This window comes from Arthrobacter alkaliphilus (assembly GCF_021483235.1).
In the GTDB taxonomy this organism is placed as follows: domain Bacteria; phylum Actinomycetota; class Actinomycetes; order Actinomycetales; family Micrococcaceae; genus Arthrobacter; species Arthrobacter alkaliphilus.
Genome location: NZ_JAKEEC010000017.1, coordinates 15,553 through 41,716 on the forward strand (window position 1 = coordinate 15,553; position 26,164 = coordinate 41,716).

Genomic DNA, 26,164 nt, shown 5'->3' on the forward strand with positions numbered 1-26,164 from the left:
ACAAGCCTAGCGGTCAAGCGCCTTAAGCGCTTGCTCCAAGTCCGCCCAGAGGTCCTCGACGTTCTCGATCCCGACGCTCATCCGCACCAGGTTGTCAGGCACGCTGAGCGGCTCGCCGGTGTGCCGGCGTCGGCGTTCGATGAGGGATTCCACTCCGCCCAAAGACGTCGCCGGGAGCCACAACCGCAGGGCGCGGACCAGCTGGTCTGCCGCGTCGGCCCCGCTGCGGGTTCCGTCGCCGGCCAGCTGGATGCACAGGATCGAACCGAATCCTTTCATCTGGGACTTCGCCCGTTCATGGCCGGGGTCGGTGGGCAGGCCCGGGAAACGGATCGACTCGACGCGCGGGTGGGTGCCCAGCCGCTCGGCCAACACGGCGGCAGAGGCTTGGGAGCGCTCGATCCGCAGTGCCAGCGTGCGCAAGCCGCGCAGCGCGAGCCACGCCTCGAAAGGACCCGCAATTCCGCCGTGGATAATCCGGTGGTGCAGGAGTTCGGCTCGCAGCTCCGGCTTGGAAGTCACCAAGGCGCCAAGCACGACGTCGGAGTGCCCGGCCAGGTATTTGGTCACGGAATGGAGCACGACGTCGGAGCCCAGGCTGAGGGGCTGCTGAACCAGCGGCGTGGAGAAAGTATTGTCCGTGACGACGATGGCGCCGGCCTCGTGGGCCGCGGCGGTGAGGGCCCGGACGTCGGCGATGCCGAGCATGGGGTTCGTGGGGCTCTCGATCCAGAGCATGTCGGCGGGCTTTCCGTCCGCGGGGGCCAGCTGCGACTTGACCGCATCGGTGTCCGCGATGTCGACGGTGCGCAGTTCAAGGTTGCCCTTGGCCGCGAGTTCGGTGGCCATGGCGAGTGATCCTGCGTAGCTGTGCGTCGGCATGACGAGGACGCCCCCGGCGCGCACGAGCGACAACGCGGAGCTCACAGCGGCCAGGCCCGAGGCGTAGAGCAAGCCGGGCAGCTCGGCTCCTTCCAGCTGGGCCAGTGCTTCCTCGAAGGGATCCCACGTGGGGTTGGCATAGCGCCCGTAGCCGCGATCGCCGTCGCTCAATGCGCCCGTGCCGAAATACGTGGAGGACAGAACGATGGGCGGGTTGACGGGCTGGTCATGGCTTCGTTCTGGGCGGCCTGCCGCCACCACCACAGTGTCAGGGGACAGGTCTGCGGCATGTTCTCGGGAAAGACTCATTGCCCCAGCCTACGGCGCCGGGAGGGGGCGCTGGAAAGGTGTTACGGCCCGGGCTCGCCAAGCGGCAGGGTTGGTCCCCCGGGATCGGCGGGCACCGTCGTCGGGCACCGCCGTCGGGCACCGCCGTCGGGCACTGTCAGAGTTCCTCTGTACGCTTAGATCCGTGACTACAGAACGCCCCAAGCAGGACCAGAGCCCCATGCCGGACCGGCGCCCCGGACTCTTCATCGCTTTCGAGGGCGGGGACGGGGCCGGCAAGTCCACGCAGGCCGCCCGCTTGGCTGAGTCGCTCGAGTCCCTTGGCTTTTCCGTGCTGCGCACCCGCGAGCCCGGAGGCACCCCGATCGGCGAGAAGCTGCGTTCGCTGGTGCTGGACCACGGCCACGGCACTATCGATCCACGGACCGAGGCCCTCATGTTCGCGGCATCCCGTGCTGCCCACGCAAACCAGGTCATCCGGCCGGCCCTGGCGCAGGGTTCGATCGTCATCACGGACCGCTACATCGACTCTTCCGTGGCCTACCAGGGGGCGGGCCGCGACCTCGGAACCGTCGACGTCAGGCGGCTCAACGAATGGGCCACCGAAGGGCTCGAGCCGGACCTGACCGTACTCCTCGACGTCCACCCAGGCGATGGCCGGGACCGTAGGACCGCCGGAGACGCTGCCGAGGACCGGCTCGAGTCCGAACCGGACGACTTCCACGCCCGCATCCGTGCAGCCTTCCTGGAACTGGCACAGGCGCGCCCTGAGACATATCTCGTGCTGCCCGCCCAGGACGGCATCGAGGACCTCGCATCCCGGATACTACGGCGTGTGCGGGACTTGCTCGGGAGCCGAACATGAGCGTGTGGGACGAACTCCAGGGCCAAGCCCCCGTCGTGGCGCAATTGCGCGCCGCCGCCCAGGGCGAAGGCCTCACGCACGCCTGGTTGTTCACGGGACCACCCGGCTCCGGCCGCTCCAACGCGGCCAAGGCATTCGCCGCGGCGTTGAATTGCGAGCAGGACGACGTGGCACTTCGAGGATGCGGCGAGTGCGCATCGTGCCGGACCATCCTCGGCGAGACCCACTCCGACGTGACTTTCGTCCGTACTGAGAAAGTCACCATCACCATCGAAGAAGCCCGCCAGCTGGTGTCCAAGGCCGGCGACCGGCCGGCGTCGGGCCGTTGGCGCATCGTTGTGGTGGAGGACGCGGACCGCATGGCCGAACGCACCACCAACGTGCTCCTGAAGGCCATCGAGGAGCCCACGCCGCGAACCATTTGGATGCTGTGCGCGCCGTCGCCGGCGGATGTGTTGGTCACCATCCGTTCGCGTTGCCGCCCGGTGAACCTTCGGATTCCGCCCGCTGCCGACGTCGCCGCCCTGCTGGTGAGGCGCGACGGCGTCGATCCCGCCATTGCGGACCGTGCCGCCCGCGCTGCCCAAAGCCACATCGGAATCGCACGTCGGCTGGCCCGCGATCCGGAGGCCCGGGAGCGCCGAATGGAGACTGTCCGTTTCCCGCTGGGCCTGCGCGGCGTAACTGCCGCCGTGATGATGGCCGAAAAGCTCGTCAAGATCGCCACTGATGAGGCCAACAGTTCCAACGACGAGCGTGACGCCGCGGAGAAGGCCGCCCTGCTGGCGAGCCTGGGTGCTCCGGAGTCCGGCACCCTGCCGCCGTCGATGCGAAGCCAGGTGAAACAACTTGAAGACGACCAGAAACGGCGTGCCAAGCGTTCCATCACCGATTCCCTCGACCGCACGCTGACAGATCTGCTGTCCTTCTATCGGGACGTCCTGGTCATCCAACTGGGGAACGCCGTTGAGTTGGTCAACGTTGAACTCAGGAGTGAACTCGAGGCCTATGCGGCAGGGTCCACGCCTGAAACCACCTTGGCACGCATGGATGCCATCAACAATGCCCGTGTGCGGATCACCACCACCAACGTGGCGCCTCTACTCGCCGTCGAATCCATGGCGAGCAGCCTGATTCAGCAATAGCCGGATAGTTTAGAACCAGAGCACGCATCCCCAGCCTGAGGAGAGACGCATGACCCCCGCACGACGCCGGCCCGCCGGGTCCAGTTCCAGGACACGGTTCCCCTCCTTGCGGCGGGCAGTAGCGGCGGTCGCTGCCACGGTCTCCGCCAGCCTGCTCCTGAGCGGCTGCGTGTTCTCGGTGGCGGTGCCTAACGATGACGCCGGCAACGGGTCGGGCAACGCCAGTACCCCGGACGCGTCCATCGCCGCCGCGGCGCCGGCCGGATTGGAGAGTTTCTACTCCCAAAAAGTGAACTGGACATCCTGTGAGCAGGGCTTCCAATGCGCCAACATCAAAGTGCCCGTGGACTATGCCAAGCCCGATGGTGGCAGCATCTCCATCGCTGCCATCCGGCTCCAGAGCCAAGGCACAAAGAAGGGTTCACTCCTGGTGAACCCAGGAGGCCCGGGCGCCTCGGGCTATGACTTCGTCAAGGACGCGGCGAAAACCCACTTCACCGGCAAGCTGCGGTCCAGCTTCGACTTGGTGGGCTTCGACCCCCGCGGCGTCAAGCGGTCAGCGCCGGTGACGTGCCTCAGCGACGCCGAACGGGACGCGGCCCGAGAGAAGGTCTACAACTACGAAACCGACCAGGGCATCACCGCGGCGTTGGCAGACACCAAGGCGCTGAACGCCAAGTGCGTGGAGAAATCCGGGCCCGCATTGCCGCACATCGACACTGCCAGCTCCGCGAAGGACATGGACATCCTCCGTGCAGTGCTGAACGACGCGAAACTCAACTACCTGGGCTTCTCCTACGGAACGTCCCTCGGCGCCACCTATGCGTCCTTGTTCCCGAACAACGTCGCCAAGCTCGTTTTGGATGGCGCAGTGGATCCGGCCCTCAACAACGAGGACCTCACTGCAGGCCAGGCAGGAGCGTTTGAAAAGGAGCTCCGCACGTATGTGGCGGATTGCCAGGCAAAGTCCGGCTGCCCGATGACCGGCAGCGTCGATAGTGGCGTGCAGCAGCTCCAGGACCTTATTGCCGACGTCGAGCAGAATCCCAAGCGTGCCAAGGACGGCCGGTTGGTCACCGGGGCGGCGTTCGTCAGTGGTATTTTCACCCCGCTTTACGACAACGAATCGTGGCCTGTCCTGACGCAAGCCCTGACAGCCGCGTTCAAGGGCGACGTGTCGCTCATGCTTCGGATCGCCGACTTCGGCGCAGACCGGGACCCGAACGGCACCTACACGTCGAACACCCAGTTCGCGTTCAACGCCATCAACTGCCTTGACTACCCCATGGTGACGGACACACCCGGGATGCGCGCCGAGGAAGCCCGGCTGAAGCAGATCTCCCCGACCTTCGGTTACTACTTCGCCTACGGTGGCATCAACTGCAAGGATTGGCCCTACAAGCCTGTGCACTCGCCGGCTCCCGTGAAATACACGGGCTCGGCGCCGGTTGTGGTTATTGGCACCACCGGGGACCCCGCGACGCCTGTCGCCTGGGCTGGTTCGTTGCGGAAACAACTCAGCAACGCTTCCCTTGTGACATGGAAGGGCGAAGGCCACACCGCCTACGGCCGCTCGAACCAGTGCGTTTCCGATGCCGTGGACAACTACTTCGTGGACGGAAAGGCCCCCTCGGACGGGACCACATGCTGAGGGCTTAGGTTCGATGGCGCGGGGCGAGGTAACCCGTTGCCACAGGCCAAATGGAGCTCGTTGGCCGGATATAGTCGCCAGAGCCCGTGGTGTGGAGCCGCGGAGACGCAGGTGAGGAGCCCACCATGCCGGTACGCCTCAGCGAATTCCGGTGGTGCGCCTGCCAAGGCAACAACTGTGTGGCGCGGGTTCCAGGGGAAAAGTGGTAGATCGTTGCGGCGCGCTACAGCCGTGCCGCGCGGGGCTCGAGCAGAGCGGGAAGGTCCTTAACCGAGGGTACGACGGCGGTGGCGCCGGCCGCGCGCAATGCCGCCTCGGAGTGGAAGCCGGTGAGAACGCCGACGACGGCGGAGGCGCCGGAGCGGACGCCTGACAACATATCCGAACTTGTGTCGCCCACTACGACGACCTCGCGAACATCATCCAGGTCAAGCGCCAGCACGGCGGTAAGGATCATGTCCGGGTAAGGGCGGCCGCGGCCGGCGTCGGCGGGGCACAGGCTGAGATCCGCCTTGCCCATCCAGCCCAAGGACTCGAGCACCACGTTTTGGGTGTGCCGGCCGAAGCCCGTAGCCAGGCACACCTTCACGCCCGAGTCCCGCAGCCAGTCGATGGTTTCCTCGGCACCTGGGATTGCCCGGACACCGCCGTCGGCAATTAGATCGTCATAGGCGCGTTCGAAGGCCTTGTTGGCGCGCTCAGCCTGATGCACTTCCTCAAAAAGGTGGCTGAAAACGGTCAATTTGGAAACGCCCATGGTGTCCCGGGCGTAGCCAAGCATGCTTTCGAAACGGGGCGAACCGGGCTCGACGCCGGTCTCCTGCAGCGCGCGGGACATCGCTAGATCGGCACGGCCATCATCGGTAATCGTGGTTCCCACCATGTCCAGGACAGCAAGCCGGAGCCGCTGGGGGCGGTGGGCCCCGGCGTCGTCCGCGTTGATCCTCTTGCTGCTGTCCATGCTCATGGGGCCCCTTTGCTGGTTGATGGCCAAAATCGTGTGGCCAGGTTAGTTCGCCCAGCTTGCCCCCGGTCCGCGACGATGGCCTGAACCCGGCGCGACGAGCGGGTGAATTCCGCGCCAACGCCGCCGAGGGAGCCCCTCGCCGGGCTGTTTTGACCCGGACGAGGTGACTCTATTACAGTTGTATCTTGCGTGATTCAGCCGGTATCCGGCCGATAACGCGGTGCTTCCTTAGCTCAGTCGGTAGAGCGTTTCACTCGTAATGAAAAGGTCATCAGTTCGATTCTGATAGGAAGCTCTGACAAAAAGAGCCCCGCCATTCCGAGGATTTGGCGGGGCTTGCTTTTTCCATTCGAAGTTCGGGGCCCTCCTATGGCCCTCTTTGCGGGAGGCCATCCGCGCGACAACAACGGCCGGTGGATGGTTCCGCAGACTCCACCGTTCGTCCAGCCTGACAACGCTGCGGGATGCACGCCGGGCCATCACCGAAGCGAAAGCGGCTCTGGACCGCGCCGCCCGCTGATCAACTGACCGTGCTGTTACTGTGAACCATCCGCTGACGCAAAGGGGGATGTCATGCAGCTACGAGGCGCCGCTGTCCTCGCCGTCATCATGCTGTGCCTGTCCGGCTGCGCGCCTTGGCTGCCCACGAGCCAACCCAGGACCGCCCCCAGCCCAGATACGCCAGGGCCTTCGGGGAAGTTCCCCGTCACCGGTCAGCCCTCCGCGGCGTTCTGCGAGAACGCCGGAACCTACCTGGCCAAGTTCCCCGACCTCCCGCTGTACAAGCCCCAACCCGAGTCGCTGGACGCCAGTGGGTTCCTCAGTTGCATGTACACCGCGGCCAAGGGTGATTTCTATAAGCCGCGGGTCATCCTGGAGACGGATGGACTGAAGAATGACGCGGACCGGGCCGCCTTCACCGAACTCTGTGATGACGGAAAGCTGGGACCCGGCACCGTCAGGGTCACTGCTGATTGGGTCAAAAGCCACGGCTGGTCCGCGTGGATAGCAGCTCACGACAGCTCCTTTAGCGAGGCCGTCCTCTGCACCCACGACCACTTCTATCAGGCGTCGGTGACCTACGTCCCCGGCGCCACCGCCGACGATGCCCTGGCCACCATTATGGCCGCGATCAACTGAGCTGGTCGATTGTCTGCCGGCTGAGCTGGGTGTGGGCAAATTAAGAGAACTCGGGCTTCGCCCCTCGCCCTTCGCTTCCCAGGGGTGTCTCCCGTAACGAGGGGTTGATTGTTGGCGTCGTGTGCCGACACCTTCTTGTTTGACGTAGGGCCCCCTTTGGGGCCCTCTTTGAAAAGTGACGCGCCGTGCCCGTCGATCAATAGCCCCGCTGCACTGGCCTGGCCGCCCCCCAAATTGTGGACAGGCCAGTGCGGGGCTTCCGGTCGCGGCCGGAAGTTTTGTGACCGCGTCTCGTGCTTTGCGATAAGCTCCGGGGCGCGGGTCAGGATGCAAGTTGTACAAGGAACTTCTTTTCATGGACTATGGCGCTGCCCGGGAACGGGCCAGAACCGCAGAGCTAAATCTGAACCTCACCGAACCGGTGACCTTGCAGTCCACGCACCGACATCTCGAAAAGCTCCGGGGGCGCGAGATCGTCATTCAGCCCATGGATGGTCCCATTGTGGACAAGGCGTGCGGACTGTGGTTCGGACTTGACGATATGGATCTGATTCTCCACGCGCGTGCGGCATCGGATATGCACAGGCAGCAGATCGTGCTGCACGAGTTTGCCCACATGATCCTGCGCCACCAACAAGAAGAAGTTTCGCACGAGTACGCTGCCAAGTTTTTCCCGGACCTTGACCCTGACCGGGTCGTCAAGGCTCTTAAGCGGACCGATTTCTTGGATGAGTTCGAAGTGACTGCCGAGTTGCTTGCCGACAGGTTGGCTGCCAGGATCCGCCGGTCACAGCCCTCCGACAGCCAGCCGGCCCGCTTCGGGGATGTGTTCGGATGATCCAGATCATCATGGCAGGAGCATTGATGCTCCTGGCGATCGCCCGCGTCCCCGCCATGGCCAGGAACGGCAAAGACACCGTCTTCTACGCCGCCGTCTGTGAAACAGGCGCGATGATCCTCATCGACCCGGACGTCTACCTCGCGACCGACAAACTCCTGGGCGGGGTGAACCTGGTCAAACTGATCAACAGCATCCTGATGGTCCTCGGCCTATGGTTCTTACGCTCCGCTGTGCTGAACGCCATCTCCCCGAAGTACGCAAACCGAAACATCTGGGCGCGCCGCCTTCCTCTACTGGCAACGGTCACCTTGCAGGTCCTGTTCTTCTTCCTGACAGGCTTTCTGCCGTCAACGGCGACCTGGGGCCAATACCATTACATGCTGACGGCCGTTTTGTTTTCGCTGATGGTTATCAGCTTCGTCGGCTGGTCCTGCGACGAAGTCGCCTTGGCTTGCATCCGGTTCATTCCAAGAATGCGACGGTCCTTCAAGGTCGGATTCTCCATGGTGGGTCTGGGGTGCGCCGTCAGCGTCTTCACCGTCATCAACATGGCCGTTGAAGTTCTGCGCACCGCCGGGTTCCTCGCCGTTCTCGGCCCCCACGATTTCACCCCCCAGCCCTTTGCTGTGTACGAACTGTTCGCGATCGTCCTGGTCGGTGTCGGGCTCACGATTCCCGCTGTTGCCGGTCGCGGCGCCCGAAAACGCCAAAGGAACCGCATCCGGCAGATCATCTCGACTGTTGAGCCCATTCGTAAAAAGGCGCTGGCACACTCAAGGATGAACCAGGTCTTGGAGACTGACACCAATGCCAGCGATCAGGACCGCCTGCATCGCATGATCGTGGAAGTCTGGGACGCAGAGCTTGCCGTAGGGACCGGACCATCGGCTCTGACTGACGAGGAGCGGAGCTACCTGCTCGCCGTTGAAACCGAACTCGACAGCCTGGAACGAATCTAGCGAAACTGAGTCTTCCTACCCACCCGACACGTCGGTCAGTGCCCGAAGGTGAGGATCTGTTCGGCATCTACCGCAACATGGTCCTGTATGACTTCCAGAAAGAATTCCATTCCGGCTTCTTCGTCTCCTACTACCGCAACTTCACCATCCCCTCGACGGCCAGAACTTTGGCGGCACGTGGGGAAATGAAGCACCGACCCATGAAGCGGTCCTACGACACAGCCATCGTCATTCACGAGATCATCACCGGCGGCTTCGACAGCGATCGCGGCCAGGCCATGGTTGACCTTCTGCGCCGCGTCCACACAGGTGTGCCGGGAACGAGCGAAGATTTCATGTACGTTCTCATGACGCTCCTTGTGCTGCCGCTGCGTTGGATCGAGAAGCATGGCTGGCACAAGCTCACTCCCCTGGAGGAAAGTGCTGCCGTTGCCTTCTATGCGGAACTGGGACGCCGTATGGGTCTTGCCGACCCGGCCCCGGAAACTCTGGCGGCCGCGGGGCGCTTGCTGGACGAGGACGAGGACCGCAAGCTTGCCTCTAGCCCGGAGGGCAAAATGCTGCTGGAGTCGACGGTTGAGGCCATCAAAATCCGGCTCCCTAAGCCCCTGCAGCCCATGACCGTCAGGGTGCTGGCACTCATGATGGACAAGCCTCAGGTCACGATTGCCCTTGGGCTCAAGCGCTCCCCTAAATTGCTGCAGCTGATCTTCAACGCCGTCGTCCGGGCACGCGCCCTACGAGCACGGATGCAGCCTCTGCCTACCAACCCGGCCTTCGTCCCCGGCAAGATCGCCGTATCGGTCTACCCGAGCGGCTACACTCTGGATCAGATCGGGCCGCCCCAAAGCTAGACATAGAACTCCGGCTGTCCCTTCCCGGACCTCGAGAAAGACTCAGGTCCGGGAAACGCGCTCAGCGATCATGCGTTGAATCTCTTCCTCGGGAGGGCATTCCTGATTGTCGATAGGGCACTGCCTCGACCCCATTGGTGCCCCCATCTGTTCGACCGTCTCGACGCACATCGTGCAAATGTTCTCGAGCTCGGTCTTGAGGTTCGGTTCCTCCTCGACGTAGCCGCAGAGGGCCTTCCGCCAGTCCAGGTCCCGACAGCAAACCAGGTGGGTGAGTTCCTCAGGGTTATCGCTCAATTTGTACTTGGCTTCCCACGCCGGAACGCGGGTCTTTTCAGCGACAGCAGCGTCGTCGGTGGCCTTTGAATTGTTTGTTGCTGTTTCAGGCATTGTCCCCCCATTTTTGCTGCGTTAGACAGGAGAATACGCGCTGTTGCCGGCCTCCGTCTGCCAAGGCTGTGCAGAAGGCCTCGAAACGATTGGCTGCCCGGCGCGCCGAGCCCTGTGGCATTCAGACGACAGGATAGAAAAGACGGGCGGGAGTTTCCGGCTTCCGCTAGTCGTCCCGCTTTCCACGGGACAGACTTCCCGAGCCACCGAACACTTGAGGGTTATGAACTTCCGCAATCGCCTCGCCCTGCCCGCCGCTTTTCTCCTTGCTGCATTCGCCCTCGCAGGATGTCAGCAGGAAACCCACTCGGTCGGAGCGATGACCGGGTCCGCGTCGCCGGCAGTTGCCCAGGCTGCCGGGGCCGGTCCAGGGGCCATCCCCTCTGGTGGGGCCGCCCCCTCTGGTGGGGCCGCCCCCTCTGCTGTGGCCGCCGCAGCCGTTAAGTCCGTTCACTCCCCCGGCATTGTCACTGCCGACGAGGAGCTTGCCGCCGGACAGTGCTCCGCCAGAGCGGTCGACGCCGCTGCCGGCGAGTACCTCCCGGACCCCGCCTGCACTCCCGGGGCCGCAGATCCGGCGGTAACCCAAGAGAACATCGACTCCACGATTTGCATGAGCGGCTATACGGCCACGGTGCGACCGCCCGCTTCGAACACGGACAAGGTGAAGGCCGAGAGCTTGCGGGAGTATGGCCAGACCGCGGCAAAGACCACGGAATACGATCACCTCATCAGCCTTGAGCTCGGTGGCACCAACTCCGTGTCGAATCTGTGGCCCGAGCCGAACAAGGCGAGCGCCACGGGCACCACGAACCCGAAGGACGCGGTAGAGAACACGCTGCACAAAGCCGTCTGCACTCACAGGGTCACCCTGTCAGCTGCACAGAAGGCTATCGCCCACAATTGGGTCACCGCAGTCACAGACCTCGGTTTATAGCGGCGCGAGGCGCTCATCGCAGAGTAGAAGCAGGGTTTCTCAGCCCTTCACAATGGACATCGGCAAACCGCCCCCTTGCTCGGAAGGCTCGATGCTTTCGAGCTGCCATCCATCCGCCGATGGCAGGAACGTCGCGGTTTCCGGCAAGGAATAGCCTGACGGCACGTTGCTGGGCCCATTTGCTGTTGAGGCGAGGTATTGCTCGGTCTTTTCCTTGAAATGGACGATTGCCATCGAACCCGTCCCCTCGACGGACTCCACCGTCACCGTCGTCGAAAAGGACGTGTACCAGAAACCTGCTGACTTCAATCTGGCCTTCGAACGCTCCACCACCGGCAGGTCCCGAGCTCGCTTGGTCCGGTAAGTGGCCGTCGTCTGCCCCTCGGGGAGTCGCGGGGCGGGCGGAGTGTCAAGAACTGCGCCGTTGCGGTCCTCGACGGCGCTCTGGATGATGGCCGAAAGTGCGGCCGACGACGGGATAGCCACCGAGGGGATCGGCCCGGGCTCGAGCGAGCCGGCGGGCGTTTGACAGCCGGAGAGGACCAAACCAAGGAGCACGGCGACGGCTGCCGAAGCGCGTGGATTCTTCAACCTTGGTCCCCTCGCTGTGGTTGTCCTCACAGCCTCCACTGAACGCCGCAGACAGTCAACTGTGGGCACGGTCTGGGAGCTTGACCAGCGGCCCAGCCGCGCCGGACTTGAAATCCAATCCCGAAGCATGCTTAGTATGAGTAACGGCCGGATTGATCGGCTGCCGAACCAGAGGAGGAAACACCATGGGACTAGGCGACAAGATTGAGAACGCTGCTGAGAAGGCTGGCGGCAAGGGCAAGGAAGCTGCCGGCGACGTCACGGGCGATGACCGCCTGAAGGCGGAAGGCAAGGCCGACCAAGCCAAGGGCGATTTGAAGCAGGCCGGCGAGAAGGTCAAGGACGCCTTCAAAAAGGACTGACTTGACCCGTATGGCGAAGGGCGCATCCCAATCGGGTGCGCCCTTCGCTATTCCCGCAAAGTGATGGACTGCGGGCAACTTCGAAGAGTAGTCTAACCTGCACCGGTCACTAGCCGATCCGGGCTGCGTCAGTGGGGTCGCAGTGGAATCACATCTGGGGGATTTGATGACGACGCTGGTCCAACCCGAGGACGAACTAGACATTCCCGTCGGCGCGAACGCCTTTGCCGTTGCGAACGCCGTCTCCGACGCGGACTGCGGTGGAGAGTGGTTCAGCACGGAACATAAAAACGTCAGGGTTGAGGACACGGGCGAAGGGATCATCCGGATCACTTTGCGCCCAGGCGGCCGCATCACCGCAGAGGACGGAGTGCTCGTCCAGGAGCAGTACCTGGCGCTGACGGGCGGAGCGGGCGCCGCGGTGCTTCTTCAGGTGATCGGCGTCGAATCTGTCAGCCGCGACGCGGTCCGATTCTTCAGTGAAGCCTCGACCATCACGGCCTTTGCAATCCTGGGCAGTACACCGGTGGACCGTGTCATTGCCCACGGCAGGCGCGGCCTCCCCGCACCCCAGTGCCCCACCCAGTATTTCTCCGACGAACACCTTGCCTTGGGGTGGTTGCGCACCCTGCGCGACGAGCGCGTCCCAAAGGGCTAAGAGGTCCGGACGCCATCCGGCTGCCGGACTGATGCCGCAAAATACCGCACCAGCACGGCAGCCGAGCAGCCTAGGCGCCGCCGGTGTGGACGACGAGCTCGTCGTACTTTCCGGCGAGGACGTCTTCGAAGTACACGGCCGAGCCGAGGGTTGCTGACACGTAAAGCGCCCGCACTGTCGCCAGTGCCGCTGTGGCCTCCTCGACTCCGACCCTGGGAGCCTTTCCTGAACGGATCGATTCCACGACATCTGCGTACTGCTTTTGGTGTGCGGTCTGCAGGTCGTCCGCTCCGTCCATATTGGCCGAGGCATCATGGGCCCCGACCTCAAGTTCGGACTGGTTCCCGGCCCCGGCCATGCCGTAGGAAGATCCTCCTTCAGGCGCGTTGTCGGCCGCGTGGAAATACTGCAGCCGGTCGTTGTCGACAACGGCCGAGCCTTTTTCGCCATGGACCTGGATTCGGGCGGTGAGTCCCGGATAGGCCGCGGTGGTGCAGTGGATCACTGCCAGGGCGCCTGAGGCAAAACGGACCGTGGCCACCGCGGTGTCCTCCACTTCGATGCGCTCGTGGGCAAGGAGCGCGGTGTGGGCTTGGATCTGTACGGGGGTTCCGAGGAACCAAAGAAGCAGATCCACGCTGTGAACGCCTTGATTCATGACCGCGCCACCGCCGTCGAGCTCCCACGTGCCCCGCCACTGGCCGGAGTCGTAGTAGTTCTGGCCGCGCCACCAAGCCAGGGACGCGACTCCCGAGGTGATCCTGCCGAAGCGGCCCGACCGTACCGCGCGGGCCACTGCGACGCTGGCCGGATCGAAGCGGTGCTGGCTGATCACCGAGATGACCTGCCCTGTCGCGGCGGCCGCCGCATCCGCAACGCGCCTGGCGCTGGGCAAGTCCACATCGATGGGCTTCTCGATAATGACGTGCTTGCCGGCGTTCAGGGCCTCGACTGCCAGGTCGGCGTGCAGGCCACTGGGCGTGCAGACTGCGACAAGGTCGATCTGCGTGTCTTTGAGTGCATCAGCCAGCGACGAGTAGGCCGCCGGACGCGGCTTTTGCAGGTCCTTCTCTACCGAGTCGGCCAAGGAAATCGCCGCCGTCTCGATCGTGTCAACGAGGGCGACGAGCTCCAGATCCTCGTTGTTGGTGATGACTTGGGCGTGCTGGCGGCCGATGACTCCGCAGCCGACGACGGCGGTCCTCAGCTTACGCTTGGCCTGGGTTGCTGTGTTCAATGCGGTCATTTGGTACCAACTCCGGCTTCAGCGAGGAGGCGGTTGAAGGCGCGGCCCGCCACTCCGAACGCCGCGGGTCCGGAGAATCCTCCGAGGTGGTGGGTGTTTGCCAGGTGGGGCTCCAAGGAGGCGAAGCCCTCGAAGCCGTCCTCCTTCAATGCGTTGATGGTTTCGCGGAGCTGGCCGTCGCCCTCCCCCGCCGGCATCACCAGGCTGTCGTCCGCCCGGGCATCCTTGACCTGGAGATATTCGAGGTAAGGGCGGAGCATGCGGTATGCATCGCTGAAGGGTTTGACGCCCACCTGGACGAAGTTCGCGGCGTCCCAGGCAACCCGCAGCGCCGGGGAATTGACGGTCGTCATGATGTCCAGGACGCGTTCAGGCGTGTCGCCGTAGATGTCCTTTTCATTTTCGTGGAGGAGTACGACGTCGTGAGCCTGGGCCTCCGCGGCCAAGGCACGCATGCGCACCATGACGGCGTCGCGGATGTCTTCGGCGCTGACGCCTTCTTCCCGGTAGAAGGAGAAGATCCGGATGTAGCGGGTGCCGAGGACCTTGGCGGCCCGGATGGCCGCGTGCAGGCGGTCCACCTCGAAGGCGACGGGTGTGCTGATGTCGACCTTGCCGATGGGAGAGGCGATGGCGGACACGCCCATGTTTTGCCCGCGCAGGATCTGGTCCAACCGGGCGAGGTCCTTTTCGGACAGCTCCACGATATTGGTGTCCCAAGCGCTGCGGACTTCGATGTGGTTGGCGCCCAAGGCCTGCAGAACTGCGACCTGGATGAGCGGGTCCGGGCTTATTTCGTCGCCGAATCCAGAGAGGGTCCACTGGGTTTGCTTGACGGTCACGTCGTTTGCTCCTAGAGGTAATTCGTCGGGTGGCAGCCGGTCAGGCTGGCCTACTTGACACCGCCGGCGGTCATGCCGCCGACGAGGAAACGCTGGAAGATGAGGTAGAGGATGACCACCGGGGCTGCGCACACCAAGGATGCGGCCATCATTTGTCCGTAAAGGGGCAACGCCCCGCCTTCGGCGGAGGAACCGAAGATCTGCAGCACAACGGCAACGGTCTGGGTGTTTGGACGGGTCAGGACCGAGGCGAACATGACATCATTCCAGCCGAGCAGGAAGGAAAAGACGCCCGAGACCACCAAGCCCGGCCAGCTGAGCGGGAAGATAATCCGGAAAAGAACCCCGAGCGAGGAGGAGCCGTCAATGCGGGCTGCTTCCTCGAGTTCCTTGGGCAACCCCCGCAAGTAGGTGACCATGACCCAGGTGGAAAACGGCAGCGCAAAGGTCAGGTACGCGAGGAAAAGGCCCCAGTAGGTGCCAATGACCGTGATTCCCAGATAGTTGCCTGCCGAGGCGAAGAGCACAAACACCGGGAGCAGCAGCAAGCCGCCCGGAACACTTTGCAACCCTATGAGGCCGCGCAGAATGCTAAGCCGGCCCACGAACTCGAACCGGACCAGCACGTAGGCGGTGATGATGCCCAACAAGGAGGAAACGACGGCGACCGCCCCGGCGATCATGACGCTGTTGATCAGCCCGTTGCCCAGCGGCAGGGTGCGCCAGATCTTGGAGTAATTGTCCAGGGTGAATTCGGTCGGGAAGAATGCTCCCCTGGCCACTTCCACATCGGAGTTCATGGAAGAGAACACGATGTACAGCAAGGGAATCGCGACCATGGCGCACAGCACAATGGTGCCTCCGACCAGCAGGGGTGCAGGGAGCAGCCGGTAGACCGCGGCAGTCTGCCGCCCGGTCTTGCGGGCGGCACTTCCAGTGCGAAGCGCCGGCGAGGTCTCCAGCGGGACGTCCAGAACGACGTCGGGGGCCTGGTTGTTGCTCATTTCTTGCCTCCCGCGTCGGTTCCGGTGTCGAGTCGAACGGCCTTCAAATAGAAGTAGAGCGGGAGGGCGATCAGCAAAAGCGAAATCAGTGCCATCGCCGCGCCCATCCCGAACCGAAGGCTCGTGAAACTCATGCTGTATACGAGGGTCGGCAGCACTTGCACGTCAAAAGGAGCCGGGACGCCGAACAGCAGAAAGGCGAGCGAGAAGTTATTCATGTGATGGAGCGTAGCGATCAGGCAGGCCAGGGCGACCGGTCCGCGCAAATAGGGGAAGATCACGTAGCGCAGCTTCGTCCACCAGAGGGCGCCGTCAATGGCAGCGGCCTCATGGACTTCCTGGTCAACGGATTGCAGCCCCGACAATGCCATGAGGTAGATGAACGGCCACGCCGCCCATACCTCAACCAGGATCAATACCCAGAAGCTGGCCGGACCGGTGAGCCATTGGCCGGCAGGCAATCCGAGCCCGGTCAGCACCTTGTTGACGATACCGTCGTGCTGGAGCATGGTGCGCCAGAAGCTTCCCACTACGAACGACGGAAGCACGTAGGGAACCAGGAACAGCGAGCGCACCAGCGACCTGCCGCGATAGGCGTTCTGGGTCGCCAGTGCGGCGTAGACACCGATCGGCACCGTGATGAGGGTGGCGATCACCGAGAAACCTACGCTGTTGCCGAAGGCGTGGACCAGGTCGGTGGAGGTGAACGCTTCGATGAAGTTGTTCAGTCCCACGAAGGGGGCGCTGATCCACTTGCGGATGGTGTACTGATCGAGCTGAAGCATCGCGATGTAGATGCCCAGGATCAGGGGGACGATGATGATCAGGCCGATCAGGAGCGCACCCGGGGTGAGCATCCACAGGGGCCGGTTTTGTTCGCTAACAGTCCGCCGGCGCTTGGCGGACGGTTGCCCGCCAAGCCCCGGGGCGCGCCGCAGTGCGGCGTCTTTTTTCACCGTGATGCTCACTTGTTTGCCGACGCCCTGTCGAGGGAGGCCTGTGCGTCCTTCTGGGCTTTAGCCAGCGAAGCCTTGAGGGTGGTTTCGTTGATGCTGCCATTGCCGAGGTCGGGGCGGGCCTGGACGACGACATTGGTCAGTGCCAACTGAATGTCGCCCCATGCGCCGGTGAACGGCGTGGTCTTTGCCTTTGATGCCGAATCAATGATCGGCGACAACGACGGATCCGCGTCCTGGACCTTCTTGGCCGCCGATGCGTTCGTGGGAAGGTCCCCGAAGAGCTTGTTGTAGTTGATCTGCTCGTCGTCGCTGGTGAGCAGCTTGATGTATGCAGCCGCGAGGTCCTGGTTCTCCGAGTACTTGGCGATCACCAGGTTGTCACCGGAAATGATGGAGCTGACCGGCTGGCCACCGGACGGCGCGGAACTCTGTCCGGGCGGGACGGTCGGCATCACGGCGTAGGCGTATTTGCCCTTCACCGGTGAAGCGTCGAACGTGACCTTTGACGATGCGGTGGTCATGAGCATCATTGCGGACTTGCCCGAGGCGAAGTCGGCTGCGGCCTGGGTGTCGTTCCAGCCCACGGCGGCCGGGTTCACCACCTTGTCCTTGGTCAGCCAGCCGAAGTACGTTTCGTAGGCCTTGAGCACAGTCGGGTCATCGATGCGGGCAGTCTTTCCATCCACGAGGGGGTTTCCGGACTGGTTGGCCATGGCCCACGCGAACTTCCACGGAGTGTAGTTGTCCGCGTATCCGGTCGCGAACCCGTAGGTGGATCCCGTGGTCAGCTTCTTGGCCTGATCCAGCAGCCCATCCCAGGTGTTCGCAGGCTTGTCCAGCCCGGCATTCTTGAACATCTCGGTGTTGTAGGCAAGAACGTAGGGCCTTGAGGTGAAGGGGACGCCCACTTCGTTCTGGGCGTCGGGACCGGAAATTCCGAGTGTTGCCGGAACAAAGCGGTCGCGGCCGCCGACTTTGCTCCACATTTTTGAGTCGAACTTCACGAATGCGTCCGTTGAGTACGCGGTGGGAGTGAAGGTGGTACCCACTGCGTAGACGTCCGGACCCTGGCCTGCGACTACGGAGGTTTGAATCTTTGAGAGCTCATCGTTGGCGTTGGCGAACGTCTCGAATTTCAGGTCGGCGCCGGTCTGCTTCTTGAATGCCTCGGCAATGTGGGTCTGCCAAGCCTTGAACTGATCTGCCTTGTTTGTGTTGGCGCCGACGAGGACATCCAGTGTCTTGCCCTGCCCGTTGGGGGCGCCGTCGCTCGCACTTGTCGAACTGGCATCGGCACCGCAGCCGGTTACGCCCAGTGCTCCCAGCGAAACGAGAACGGCTGCGCCAATTAGTCGCGTCCTTGTGTTGTTCATGTCTTCTTAGTGCTCCTCGTTGAGTCGCCCCGAGATCTTCCGGGGGAAACCGGCCCGATAGACCGGATGTTAGCTGGAACACTATGCCAGTTGCTGCAACAAGTGCAACGGTTGCCATAAATTGCCATTCTTGTCTTGCGGGGGTTGGTCTGTCACAGATGGGAAGGGGCCTCTGAGATGAGAGAAGATGGACTCTCAGTACGCACAGCGGGCCGCAAGGGGGCAGCATATGAGCATAGGCGAGGCCAGCATTGGAGCCAGCCCCCTGGGGCGGGGACCGACTATCAGGGATGTCGCCGCCCTCAGCGGCGTGGCCGCCTCCACGGTCTCGCGGGCATTGACCCAGCCGCATCGCGTCAACCAAGCAACCAGGGAACGCATCGAAGCGGCTGCCAACGAACTGGGATACGTGCCCTCCGCACATCTACGGAGCACCGGCCCGGGCAGGTCCGGAGCCGTCGCCGTCCTGGTCCCGGATATCACGAATCCGTACTTTTTTGACTTCATCCGCAGCACCCAGCACCAACTCAAAACTGCCGGCTACACCCAGCTGCTCGTCGACACCGAAGAAGATGTCGAACTGGAAGCTACCTACTTGGACGAGTTCCGGAGCTCCGCCGTCGGCTTCATCCTTCCCGCGACCCGCCTCACCGACGAACAGCTCATCAGCGCCGCCGCCAAAACCCCCTTGGTGGCCATCAACCGCAGCACCCCGGGCGTCCCCAGCGTTGTCATCGATACCCCTTCTGGCGTGCAGCAGGCCATGGAGCATCTGTTCTCGCTCGGCCACCGGGACATCGCCTATCTCGCGGGGCCGCCGAATTCCTGGTCGGACGGCCGGCGATGGGACGCATTGCAGGAGAGAGCCGAGTTACTCGGCATCACCATCCGGCGCCTTGGACCCTATCACCCGAGCACGCGGTCGGGGGCCGCTGCCGCCGACACCTTGCTCAACAGCGGCGCAACCGCCTGCATTGCGTTCAACGACCTGGTCGCCATCGGAGTCCTCGTCCGGCTGAGGGAACGCGGCATCGACGTCCCGGATGAAATGAGCGTCGTAGGGTGCGATGACATTTTCGGAGCCGATTTCTGCCAACCGCCCCTGACCACCCTCGCCGCGCCGATCGACCAGGCGGGGCGGGTCGCCACGGACATGCTCGTCAGCAGGCTGCGGCCAGGCCGCGCGCAGCTGCGCATGAAAGCTGAGCTCCCCACCCATCTGACGATCCGCGCCTCCACCGGCCCACCCCTCCGGCCCGCGAGGTGACCCCTCCGGCCCCCTCTTGAACAACGCGGGGTCACTTACGGCCTATGTGGCGCCGCTGGATGGGCCGTAAGTGACCCCGCGATGCTGATACACGCAAGAAGGCCCCGCACCTATTAGGTGCGAGGCCTTCCCCAAACGAACTATGCGAAGTCTGAGACTGCCGGGTCCGGTCCGATCCGGCCTTCGGCGCCGCGGTCCAAGCCGTTGATAGCCTCGATGTCGGCGTCGTCCAGCGTGACGCCGAGGGCCGCGAAGTTCTCCTGGATCCGGGACTCAGTTACCGACTTGGGGATCACGACGTTGCCGATCGCCAGGTGCCAGGCAATAACCACCTGCGCCGGGGTGGCGTCGTGCTTGGCGGCAATCCGGGCGATGGTGGCGTCCTCAAGGAGCTCGCCGCCCTGGCCAAGAGGCGACCAGGCCTGGGTCAGGATGCCGCGGGCAGCGCCGAACTCGCGGAGTTCGGCCTGGTTGAAGAACGGGTGCAGCTCGATCTGGTGGATGGCAGGAACCACACCGGTCTCGTCGATCAGCCGCTGCAGGCCCTCCTTGCTGAAGTTGGAGACGCCGATGGACTTGACGCGGCCGCGCTTCTGCAGCTCGATGAGCGCCTTCCAGGTGTCCACGAACTTGTCCTGCTTGGGCTGCATCCAGTGGATCAGGTACAGGTCAAGGGTTTCCAAGCCAAGCCGGTTCATGGACTCTTCGAAAGCCGCGAGCGTGGACTCGTAGCCCTGGTCCGCGTTCCACAGCTTGGTGGTGATGAAGATTTCCTCGGCCTTGAGGCCCGAGGACGCGATGGCGCGTCCCACGCCGGCTTCGTTGCCGTAGATCTTGGCGGTATCGATGTGGCGGTAGCCGGCATCGAAGGCCTGACGCACTACTTTTTCGGCTACATCGTCCTCAACCTGCCACACCCCGTAGCCGAGCTGGGGGATGGAGTTGCCGTCATTAAAAGTAAGGTTCGGTGACGAAGTCATGGCTCCCATCCTGCCAGCGTCCACCAAGGATGGCTACGGATTCCGCGCCTCTAAGCTAGCCGCTTAATAGTTGTCACGAGGGAATAGACGCGTCTGCACCTAACCGGTGGCGCTATGAGGCGGCAGGGGTCTCCAGCAACCGTTCAGCTTCCTCGACGTGCTCATAAACGGCTTCGGCGCGTCGTCGTACCGAAGCCGCTCCGACAGGAACGGGCCCGACGGCGAGACGCAGCATCGCGGCCGCCTCCGCCGTCGTGGCAAGCGAGTTTCCCGCTTTGGACAGGGCGCGATGCACGCTTGCCAGGGATCCGGGAATATCCAGTCCCTCACTGGGCGCACGGCGCTGCGCCTCCATGCAGATGGCACGCACCTTGGACAACAAGTCCGCCAGTTCATTTGCGATGACTACGAGCTCGCCGTATAGCTGCTCGTCCTCGACGCCTTCCAGCACTTGGTGATACCGATCGAGGCCGCGCTGAAACCGGTCGTGGGCGCGTCGCCACAGTCCTTTGCCAAGTTCGGCGTCATCCTTCCGTCCCTGCCGGACGGCCCCAAAGAACCCCAACGCGGCGCTCAGAGGTACTGGCCCGGACCGTGGTCCGGTTCTTTGCGATCCGGTTTGCCAGGTTCCGCTTCCTTGCCGGGAAGGCGGGCCCGCTGGGGCTCACCGTTCTCACCAATAACGACTCCGGGGGCAATCATGGTTCCGGGCGGGAGCTGGCGGAGCTGCAACTGGGCAACAGCGTGCTCCCGGGCAGCCTGCTGGGCAGCCATTGCGGTCTGGATTCCATGGAACAACCCCTCGAGCCAACCGACAAGCTGCGCCTGCGCGATCCGAAGCTCGGCGTCGGAAGGGGTGGCGTTTTCCGGGAACGGGAGGCTGATGCGTTCCAGCTCTTCCACGAGTTCCGGAGCGAGGCCCTCCTCCAGCTCCCTGATGGAGCGCTCGTGGATTTCAGCAAGCCGTCCGCGCGCCGCGTCGTCCAAGGGGGCACTCTTCACTTCTTCAAGGAGTTGGCGGATCATCGTGCCGATCCGCATGACCTTGGCGGGTTCATCGACGAGGTCCTGCAGGCTGGCCCGTTTCTCGGCGCCAGGCTTCCCGTCGGCTGTGGGATCCGCTTCCGATGTGCTCTGTGCCGCGCCAGCGTCCAAGGTTGTGCCCTCCACCGGGATGTCGTCAAAACTCTCGTCATTGGGTTGAGTGTCGTCCTGATCGCTCATGCTTCATACTCTCATGGGCCGCAACTCAGCTCGGCGCCGTGACCAGTAATTAGGACGCCGCCCCCAGGGGGGCACCCTATGCGGCGGTTGACCCGTTACCCCGGACGGGTTCCGACCACGCTGTTGCCGGCACCATTGGACTGCTGGACCAACCTGGCTTCGCAAAGATCCAGCCAGCGGGCCTCCGCCTCGGCGTGGAAGATCAGGGAGTCCAGGACAAGCAGCTTGGCCGTATCCGTCGCCCGCTGGTTGGCGGCCAGGTCCTTGCGGTCCTGGGTGTACCCCTGAAGTTCCCGGAGGGATACCTGACGCTGGGCATGGATGAGCGCGTGCGCGTCGGTCCCTTCCGTCGCGACAGCCAACGCCAGTTTGATGGCCAATTCGTTCCTCGGCGGCGCCCCACGCTCCACCGCAGTTGAAAACCATCGGCGGATCTCCGCGGTCCCCTCGTCTGTGATGCTGAAAAGCACGTGGCCGCGGCCGTCGTCGTCCTCTTTGCGGACCAAAGCGTCGCGATCCAGCCGGTTCAGCGTGGTGTACACCTGTCCGATGTTGAGCGGCCAGACGGATCCTGTGCGTTCCTCGAACGCCGCCCTCAGTTGGTAACCGTAGCGTGGTTTCTCGTGAAGCAATGCGAGGATGCTGTACCGGATGGACAATCGTTCTCCTTCGTACTGCCTGGTTTCCGGGCGCCGCTAGAGCAGCAGCAGGACTTTGCCCATGTGCTCGCCGGAATCGAAGTACTCGTGGGCTTCGCGGACCTGCTCCAGGGGGAACGACTTGGCCACGAACGGCTTGATCCGCCCGTCGGCCAGCATCGGCCAGACCGTTTCGCGGACCGCGTTCATGATGACACCTTTTTCGGCGACCGGCCTTGGGCGCAGCGCTGTGCCGATGATTGCCGCCCGCTTGCTGACCAGCTGGCCGAGGTTGAGTTCGCCTTTGACGCCGCCCTGCAGCCCGATCACCACCAGCCGGCCGTAGTCCGCGAGCGCTTCCACGTTCTGCTCCAGGTATTTGGCACCGACGACGTCGAGAATCACATCCGCGCCTTTTCCGCCGTTTTGTGCCTTGAGGCTTTCGGCGAAGTTTTCTTCGGCGTAATTGATGGCGATGTCGGCTCCGAGGAAGGCTTTCGCGGTTCCGACTTTCTCAGCAGTTCCGGCCGTCGTGGCTACCTTGGCACCGTAAGCTTTGGCGAGTTGGATGGCCATGGTGCCGATGCCGCCGGTGGCGCCATGGATCAGCACAGTCTCGCCGGCTTGCAGTTGTGCAGTCATGATGAGGTTCGAATACACCGTGGCGGCTACCTCAGGCAAGGACGCGGCGGTGACCAGGTCCACGCCGTCGGGCAATCGCAAGACCTGCTCTGCCGGGACAGCAACCTGCTGCGCATAGCCGCCGCCCGAAAGCAGGGCCACTACCTTGTCACCGACGGAAAACGGCTTGCTCACCTCCGGTCCAAATGCGGCGATCCTGCCGGAGACCTCAAGGCCTGGAATCTCGGACGCACCGGGTGGCGGCGGGTAGAAACCGCGGCGCTGTTGGACATCGGCCCTGTTCAGGCCGGCGGCGACGACGTCGATGAGCACCTCGCCGGGGCCGGGAACCGGGGCAGGGACGTCGCGGATATCCAGAACCTCGGGTCCGCCCGGTTCGGAGATATAGACGGCTTTCATAGCGTGCTCCCGATCTTGCTCAGTGCAATTGGCCTTTCAGACACCTTAACCGCGTCCATCGCGGCCGCAGGTTTTTGGCGCAGGCAACTCCCTATGAAACACTACTAGGCAGGGAAGGTTGTCCGAGCGGCCTAAGGAGCTGGTCTTGAAAACCAGTGTGCGGTAACCCCGCACCAAGGGTTCAAATCCCTTACCTTCCGCCAAGTTAGTGGGACCCCCGGCAAGCGAGAGCTCGCCGGGGGTTTCTTTGCGTGGGACGCCACGGCCCGGGGCGGTCTGCCTAGATGGCCACCTTCGGCGGACCATTCCGCGCCGACTAAGTTGAAATCATGAAGTTTTATTCCATCGAACCCGCAGTAGATGGCAGCAGTGGCGAACTCACCGAATATGAGCCCGGCCATGAAGGCCGACGACTTGAGAGTTTTCACATGGTTCTCGATGCATGGCTGGGTGATGACTTGGTGACGCGCACCCCAGGGTTCGCAGTCTCCCGCAATCTTGCCAACAGGCTGGCGGGTTCCGGTCTCAGTGGATTCGAATTGCGAGACATGTATGTCAGCATTTCAGTCGAAGGAACTGAGTCCTTGAGACGGAATAACACTCCGATCCCAGACCTCGTCTGGCTCTATCTAACTGGCGAACCCGGGGTGTCGGACTTTGCCGAGGACAGAGACCTGTTACTGGTCATCAGCGAAGCCGCTCTGACCGTTCTGCATGAATTCGACATTAAGCGCGCTGCAATCGAACAGTACGGCGCATAGGACCGAAACGGGAAGATCGAATCATGAAGTATTACAGAATTGATCCCATCGTCGATGCCAGACAGGGCGACATGACGGAATACACACCCGGCTTTGAGAATCGAAAACTTGAGACTTTCCACATGGTCCTAGAGGACTGGAACAGCAACGACATCGTGACAACGTCCCCTGGCTTCGCAGTCACCCGGCGGCTAGCGGACAGCTTAGCCAAGAGCGAGCTATCTGGATTTAAGCTCAAGGACATGTACCTCAGTATCTCCGAGAATGGCACCAGAGCGATAAGGGAGAAGGGGGTGCCGATCCCCGAACTTATCTGGCTGGATATAGAGGGAACGGACGAACAAACAGACTTCTTCCTCACTACGACCTACCCGCCATTAGTGGTGAGCGAGCGGGCCTTGGAAGTTCTCCGCGAGTTCAATCTGGCGAACGCAGACATCGAAGAATATACGATTCAATAAACGAAGAAACGTCAGTTATACCGACGGCGAGTGGTCGCCGCCGGTTCCGGCCACGCCGCCCCGCATGCCGCCGTCGGCGTTTTCCAGAAGCGCGGTCAAGCGCTCGACCTGGCCGGCCAGCCTGCGAATCTCCTCCTTCATAGGTTCTTCGGCGACTGTCGCGGCGGCCGCGGCTCCGGAGGAGACCTGCTCGACCAGCCACGAGGCGACCGAAGCTGTCACGACGCCCAGGACAGCGATCCCACAGACCATCAGACCGCCGGCAACACAGCGGCCCACGACCGTCACCGGGTAGTGGTCTCCGTAGCCAACGGTGGTGATAGTGACCATCGCCCACCAGATGGCATCACCAAAATTGGTGATGTTGGCGCCCGCGGCGTTCTCCTCGGCATCAAGCACTGCGAGCGCACCGCAGTACGTCAAGAGGGCGGCGGACCCTAAAACAAAGGTGAGGATGCGGCCCCGCATGGCGTTCCCGGCGGTGCGATGAAGCAGCTTCAGCAGTGTCACCAGCCGCAACAACCTCAAGGGCCGGAGGACCGGGAGGGCCAGGATCAGCAATTCGTGCAGGTTCCGCACGAACCACCGGGCCCGACGCCGCGCCAGGACGAGGCACATCGCGTAGTCCAGGGCAAAGGCCAGCCACGTGACCCAGATGATGGTGTCAACTACCGTGGATTGGGCCTCGCTGAGATTGGCGATCACCTGGAACGAATAGGCAACCAGGAACACCACCGCTGCCGCCACCATGGGCCATTCGGAAACCTGCCGCCATCGCTCTTGGGTCATTCGTCGATATTAGCCAGCTAGCACGGTGACCGCGCTCACCGGCTGACACCCGGCTGCCTCCCAGCGAACGTTCACCTCCCAGTAACCGGTACTGGCTAGGATCGAACCCATGATTAATATGATCCAGGCCATCGTTATGGGCCTGCTGCAGGGAATCACCGAGCTCTTCCCGATTTCCAGCCTCGGCCACAGCGTCATCCTCCCCAAGCTCTTCGGTTGGGGCCTGGACCAGAAGGCGCCCGAATTCCTGAACTTCCTCATCGCCACCCACCTGGCAACAGCAATTGTGCTGTTCTTCTTCTTCCTCCGGGACTGGATTGAAGTCGCCAAGGGCCTTGGCCGTTCCATCCGGGACCGGAAGATCGCTCCCTCGGACACGTATGCAAAGCTCGGCTGGCTCCTCGTGGTCGGAACCGTGCCCGCCGGAATCATCGGTTTGGTCCTCGAAAAGCCCATTCGAAACCTCTTCGGTTCGCCTCTGATCGCCGCCGCATTCCTGGTGGTTAACGGTCTCCTGCTTTTCGGTGCCGAACGCCTGCGCTCGCGCGAAAGGCAGCTCACTTCCGCGCGCCACGTCAATACAACGGCAACGGCGTCCGACGAGGAGATCGCCACTTTGTCTTGGAAGCGCGCCTTCGGAATCGGAACCGCGCAGGCCGCGGCCCTCATACCCGGGATCTCCCGCTCTGGCTCGTCCATGGCTGGCGGCCTGCTCTCCGGGCTGAACAACGAGAACGCCGCGCGCTTCAGCTTCCTGCTCGCAACGCCGATCATCGGTGCCGCGGCCGTGCTCAAGCTGCCTGAGTTGTTCACCCCCGCCATGGCCGACGAGCGCGGCGTGTTCCTGGTGGGAGCGCTGTGCGCGGGTGTGGCCGCGTGGTTCGCCACCAAGTTCCTGCTTCGCTTCTTTGAGACCCGCACCCTGACGCCGTTCGCCATCTACTCGGTGGTCGGCGGGGCGATCTACTTCGTCCTGATGCTCGTCATGGGCTAGCCTCCACCGAAACCATTGAAACTGTCAGAGGCCCCGCATAGGGTTTTGACTGTCT

29 protein-coding genes and 2 tRNA genes are annotated in these 26,164 nt (G+C 63.1%); 16 read left to right on the forward strand and 15 right to left on the reverse strand.

Features of this window, described 5'->3' with window-relative positions; all coding sequences use genetic code 11:
- Positions 1 to 6: 6 nt before the first annotated feature.
- On the reverse strand, positions 7 to 1,191 hold the full coding sequence (locus L0B83_RS12650; protein WP_234758807.1) for a trans-sulfuration enzyme family protein: 1,185 nt from the start codon (positions 1,189 to 1,191) through the stop codon (positions 7 to 9).
- Between the two features lie 199 nt (positions 1,192 to 1,390).
- Between L0B83_RS12650 and tmk the strand changes: the two genes are divergently transcribed.
- From tmk to L0B83_RS12665, 3 genes are read left to right on the forward strand one after another with little or no spacing between them, the layout of a single operon-like run.
- Positions 1,391 to 2,035: a dTMP kinase gene (gene tmk, locus L0B83_RS12655; RefSeq protein WP_234758876.1), complete on the forward strand. Its 645-nt coding sequence runs from the start codon at positions 1,391 to 1,393 to the stop codon at positions 2,033 to 2,035.
- Complete coding sequence (locus tag L0B83_RS12660; RefSeq protein WP_234758808.1) at positions 2,032 to 3,180, forward strand: DNA polymerase III subunit delta'; 1,149 nt, start codon at positions 2,032 to 2,034, stop codon at positions 3,178 to 3,180. The genes tmk and L0B83_RS12660 overlap by 4 nt, the downstream gene beginning before the upstream one ends.
- A 49-nt stretch (positions 3,181 to 3,229) precedes the next feature.
- Positions 3,230 to 4,831, forward strand: coding sequence for an alpha/beta hydrolase (locus L0B83_RS12665; protein WP_234758809.1), 1,602 nt, complete (start codon positions 3,230 to 3,232; stop codon positions 4,829 to 4,831).
- A 223-nt stretch (positions 4,832 to 5,054) separates the two neighbouring features.
- On the opposite strand, the gene L0B83_RS12670 is transcribed toward L0B83_RS12665, so the two are convergent.
- Positions 5,055 to 5,792, reverse strand: coding sequence for an HAD-IA family hydrolase (locus L0B83_RS12670; RefSeq protein ID WP_372461196.1), 738 nt, complete (start codon positions 5,790 to 5,792; stop codon positions 5,055 to 5,057).
- A gap of 228 nt (positions 5,793 to 6,020) precedes the next feature.
- Here L0B83_RS12670 and L0B83_RS12675 point away from each other — a divergent pair.
- From L0B83_RS12675 to L0B83_RS12695, 5 genes are all read left to right on the forward strand, one after another.
- Positions 6,021 to 6,093: transfer RNA gene (locus L0B83_RS12675), tRNA-Thr, on the forward strand.
- Between the two features lie 278 nt (positions 6,094 to 6,371).
- On the forward strand, positions 6,372 to 6,938 hold the full coding sequence (locus tag L0B83_RS12680) for a hypothetical protein (RefSeq protein WP_234758811.1): 567 nt from the start codon (positions 6,372 to 6,374) through the stop codon (positions 6,936 to 6,938).
- Between the two features lie 355 nt (positions 6,939 to 7,293).
- Positions 7,294 to 7,776, forward strand: a complete 483-nt coding sequence (locus L0B83_RS12685) for a hypothetical protein (RefSeq protein WP_234758812.1) — start codon at positions 7,294 to 7,296, stop codon at positions 7,774 to 7,776.
- Positions 7,773 to 8,738 carry a hypothetical protein gene (locus tag L0B83_RS12690; RefSeq protein WP_234758813.1) on the forward strand — a complete coding sequence of 322 codons (966 nt, stop codon included), beginning with the start codon at positions 7,773 to 7,775 and terminating at the stop codon, positions 8,736 to 8,738. The genes L0B83_RS12685 and L0B83_RS12690 overlap by 4 nt, the downstream gene beginning before the upstream one ends.
- A 38-nt stretch (positions 8,739 to 8,776) precedes the next feature.
- A complete protein-coding gene (locus L0B83_RS12695) occupies positions 8,777 to 9,592 on the forward strand; it encodes an oxygenase MpaB family protein (protein WP_234758814.1) in 816 nt (271 codons plus the stop codon).
- Positions 9,593 to 9,634: 42 nt separating this feature from the next.
- Here the strand turns inward: L0B83_RS12695 and L0B83_RS12700 are convergent, their stop codons facing one another.
- Positions 9,635 to 9,982 (reverse strand): hypothetical protein, encoded by a 348-nt coding sequence (locus tag L0B83_RS12700; protein ID WP_234758815.1) that lies wholly within the window; start codon positions 9,980 to 9,982, stop codon positions 9,635 to 9,637.
- A gap of 223 nt (positions 9,983 to 10,205) precedes the next feature.
- On the opposite strand from L0B83_RS12700, the gene L0B83_RS12705 reads away from it, so the two are divergent.
- Entirely contained in the window at positions 10,206 to 10,919 is a 714-nt protein-coding gene (locus L0B83_RS12705; RefSeq protein ID WP_234758816.1) for a hypothetical protein, read from the forward strand.
- A gap of 39 nt (positions 10,920 to 10,958) precedes the next feature.
- Here the strand turns inward: L0B83_RS12705 and L0B83_RS12710 are convergent, their stop codons facing one another.
- Positions 10,959 to 11,510: a hypothetical protein gene (locus tag L0B83_RS12710; RefSeq protein ID WP_234758817.1), complete on the reverse strand. Its 552-nt coding sequence runs from the start codon at positions 11,508 to 11,510 to the stop codon at positions 10,959 to 10,961.
- Positions 11,511 to 11,695: 185 nt separating this feature from the next.
- On the opposite strand from L0B83_RS12710, the gene L0B83_RS12715 reads away from it, so the two are divergent.
- Both L0B83_RS12715 and L0B83_RS12720 read left to right on the forward strand, forming a co-directional pair.
- Positions 11,696 to 11,872: a CsbD family protein gene (locus L0B83_RS12715; RefSeq protein WP_234758818.1), complete on the forward strand. Its 177-nt coding sequence runs from the start codon at positions 11,696 to 11,698 to the stop codon at positions 11,870 to 11,872.
- 166 nt (positions 11,873 to 12,038) lie between these two features.
- The gene (locus L0B83_RS12720) at positions 12,039 to 12,530 is read left to right on the forward strand and encodes a DUF7793 family protein (RefSeq protein WP_234758819.1); all 492 of its coding nucleotides are present in this window, start codon (positions 12,039 to 12,041) and stop codon (positions 12,528 to 12,530) included.
- Positions 12,531 to 12,600: 70 nt separating this feature from the next.
- Here L0B83_RS12720 and L0B83_RS12725 read toward each other — a convergent pair whose 3' ends face one another.
- The 5 genes from L0B83_RS12725 to L0B83_RS12745 all read right to left on the reverse strand — a co-directional run bounded on the left by L0B83_RS12725 (position 12,601) and on the right by L0B83_RS12745 (position 17,954).
- Positions 12,601 to 13,776, reverse strand: a complete 1,176-nt coding sequence (locus L0B83_RS12725; RefSeq protein WP_234758820.1) for a Gfo/Idh/MocA family protein — start codon at positions 13,774 to 13,776, stop codon at positions 12,601 to 12,603.
- The gene (locus L0B83_RS12730; protein WP_234758821.1) at positions 13,773 to 14,618 is read right to left on the reverse strand and encodes a sugar phosphate isomerase/epimerase family protein; all 846 of its coding nucleotides are present in this window, start codon (positions 14,616 to 14,618) and stop codon (positions 13,773 to 13,775) included. The genes L0B83_RS12725 and L0B83_RS12730 overlap by 4 nt, the downstream gene beginning before the upstream one ends.
- A gap of 50 nt (positions 14,619 to 14,668) precedes the next feature.
- Entirely contained in the window at positions 14,669 to 15,457 is a 789-nt protein-coding gene (locus L0B83_RS12735; protein WP_234758877.1) for a carbohydrate ABC transporter permease, read from the reverse strand.
- A gap of 161 nt (positions 15,458 to 15,618) precedes the next feature.
- On the reverse strand, positions 15,619 to 16,590 hold the full coding sequence (locus L0B83_RS12740) for a carbohydrate ABC transporter permease (protein WP_308193990.1): 972 nt from the start codon (positions 16,588 to 16,590) through the stop codon (positions 15,619 to 15,621).
- Positions 16,587 to 17,954, reverse strand: a complete 1,368-nt coding sequence (locus tag L0B83_RS12745; protein ID WP_234758822.1) for an ABC transporter substrate-binding protein — start codon at positions 17,952 to 17,954, stop codon at positions 16,587 to 16,589. Before L0B83_RS12745 ends, L0B83_RS12740 begins: the two co-directional genes overlap by 4 nt.
- A 229-nt stretch (positions 17,955 to 18,183) precedes the next feature.
- Between L0B83_RS12745 and L0B83_RS12750 the strand changes: the two genes are divergently transcribed.
- A complete protein-coding gene (locus L0B83_RS12750; RefSeq protein WP_234758823.1) occupies positions 18,184 to 19,221 on the forward strand; it encodes a LacI family DNA-binding transcriptional regulator in 1,038 nt (345 codons plus the stop codon).
- 140 nt (positions 19,222 to 19,361) lie between these two features.
- On the opposite strand, the gene L0B83_RS12755 is transcribed toward L0B83_RS12750, so the two are convergent.
- The 5 genes from L0B83_RS12755 to L0B83_RS12775 all read right to left on the reverse strand — a co-directional run bounded on the left by L0B83_RS12755 (position 19,362) and on the right by L0B83_RS12775 (position 23,104).
- The gene (locus L0B83_RS12755) at positions 19,362 to 20,201 is read right to left on the reverse strand and encodes an aldo/keto reductase (protein WP_234758824.1); all 840 of its coding nucleotides are present in this window, start codon (positions 20,199 to 20,201) and stop codon (positions 19,362 to 19,364) included.
- Between the two features lie 112 nt (positions 20,202 to 20,313).
- A complete protein-coding gene (locus tag L0B83_RS12760) occupies positions 20,314 to 20,766 on the reverse strand; it encodes a hypothetical protein (protein WP_234758825.1) in 453 nt (150 codons plus the stop codon).
- 8 nt (positions 20,767 to 20,774) lie between these two features.
- Positions 20,775 to 21,425 (reverse strand): bacterial proteasome activator family protein, encoded by a 651-nt coding sequence (locus tag L0B83_RS12765; protein WP_234758826.1) that lies wholly within the window; start codon positions 21,423 to 21,425, stop codon positions 20,775 to 20,777.
- A 95-nt stretch (positions 21,426 to 21,520) separates the two neighbouring features.
- Positions 21,521 to 22,084, reverse strand: coding sequence for a PadR family transcriptional regulator (locus tag L0B83_RS12770; RefSeq protein WP_234758827.1), 564 nt, complete (start codon positions 22,082 to 22,084; stop codon positions 21,521 to 21,523).
- 36 nt (positions 22,085 to 22,120) lie between these two features.
- Entirely contained in the window at positions 22,121 to 23,104 is a 984-nt protein-coding gene (locus L0B83_RS12775) for an NAD(P)H-quinone oxidoreductase (protein WP_234758828.1), read from the reverse strand.
- Positions 23,105 to 23,216: 112 nt separating this feature from the next.
- Here L0B83_RS12775 and L0B83_RS12780 point away from each other — a divergent pair.
- From L0B83_RS12780 to L0B83_RS12790, 3 genes are all read left to right on the forward strand, one after another.
- Positions 23,217 to 23,307 (forward strand) — tRNA-Ser (locus L0B83_RS12780).
- A gap of 126 nt (positions 23,308 to 23,433) precedes the next feature.
- Positions 23,434 to 23,865: a hypothetical protein gene (locus L0B83_RS12785; protein ID WP_234758829.1), complete on the forward strand. Its 432-nt coding sequence runs from the start codon at positions 23,434 to 23,436 to the stop codon at positions 23,863 to 23,865.
- Positions 23,866 to 23,888: 23 nt separating this feature from the next.
- Entirely contained in the window at positions 23,889 to 24,326 is a 438-nt protein-coding gene (locus L0B83_RS12790; RefSeq protein WP_234758830.1) for a hypothetical protein, read from the forward strand.
- Positions 24,327 to 24,341: 15 nt separating this feature from the next.
- On the opposite strand, the gene L0B83_RS12795 is transcribed toward L0B83_RS12790, so the two are convergent.
- Complete coding sequence (locus L0B83_RS12795) at positions 24,342 to 25,115, reverse strand: potassium channel family protein (protein WP_234758831.1); 774 nt, start codon at positions 25,113 to 25,115, stop codon at positions 24,342 to 24,344.
- A gap of 109 nt (positions 25,116 to 25,224) precedes the next feature.
- Between L0B83_RS12795 and L0B83_RS12800 the strand changes: the two genes are divergently transcribed.
- The gene (locus tag L0B83_RS12800; protein WP_234758832.1) at positions 25,225 to 26,109 is read left to right on the forward strand and encodes an undecaprenyl-diphosphate phosphatase; all 885 of its coding nucleotides are present in this window, start codon (positions 25,225 to 25,227) and stop codon (positions 26,107 to 26,109) included.
- Positions 26,110 to 26,164 lie beyond the last annotated feature (55 nt).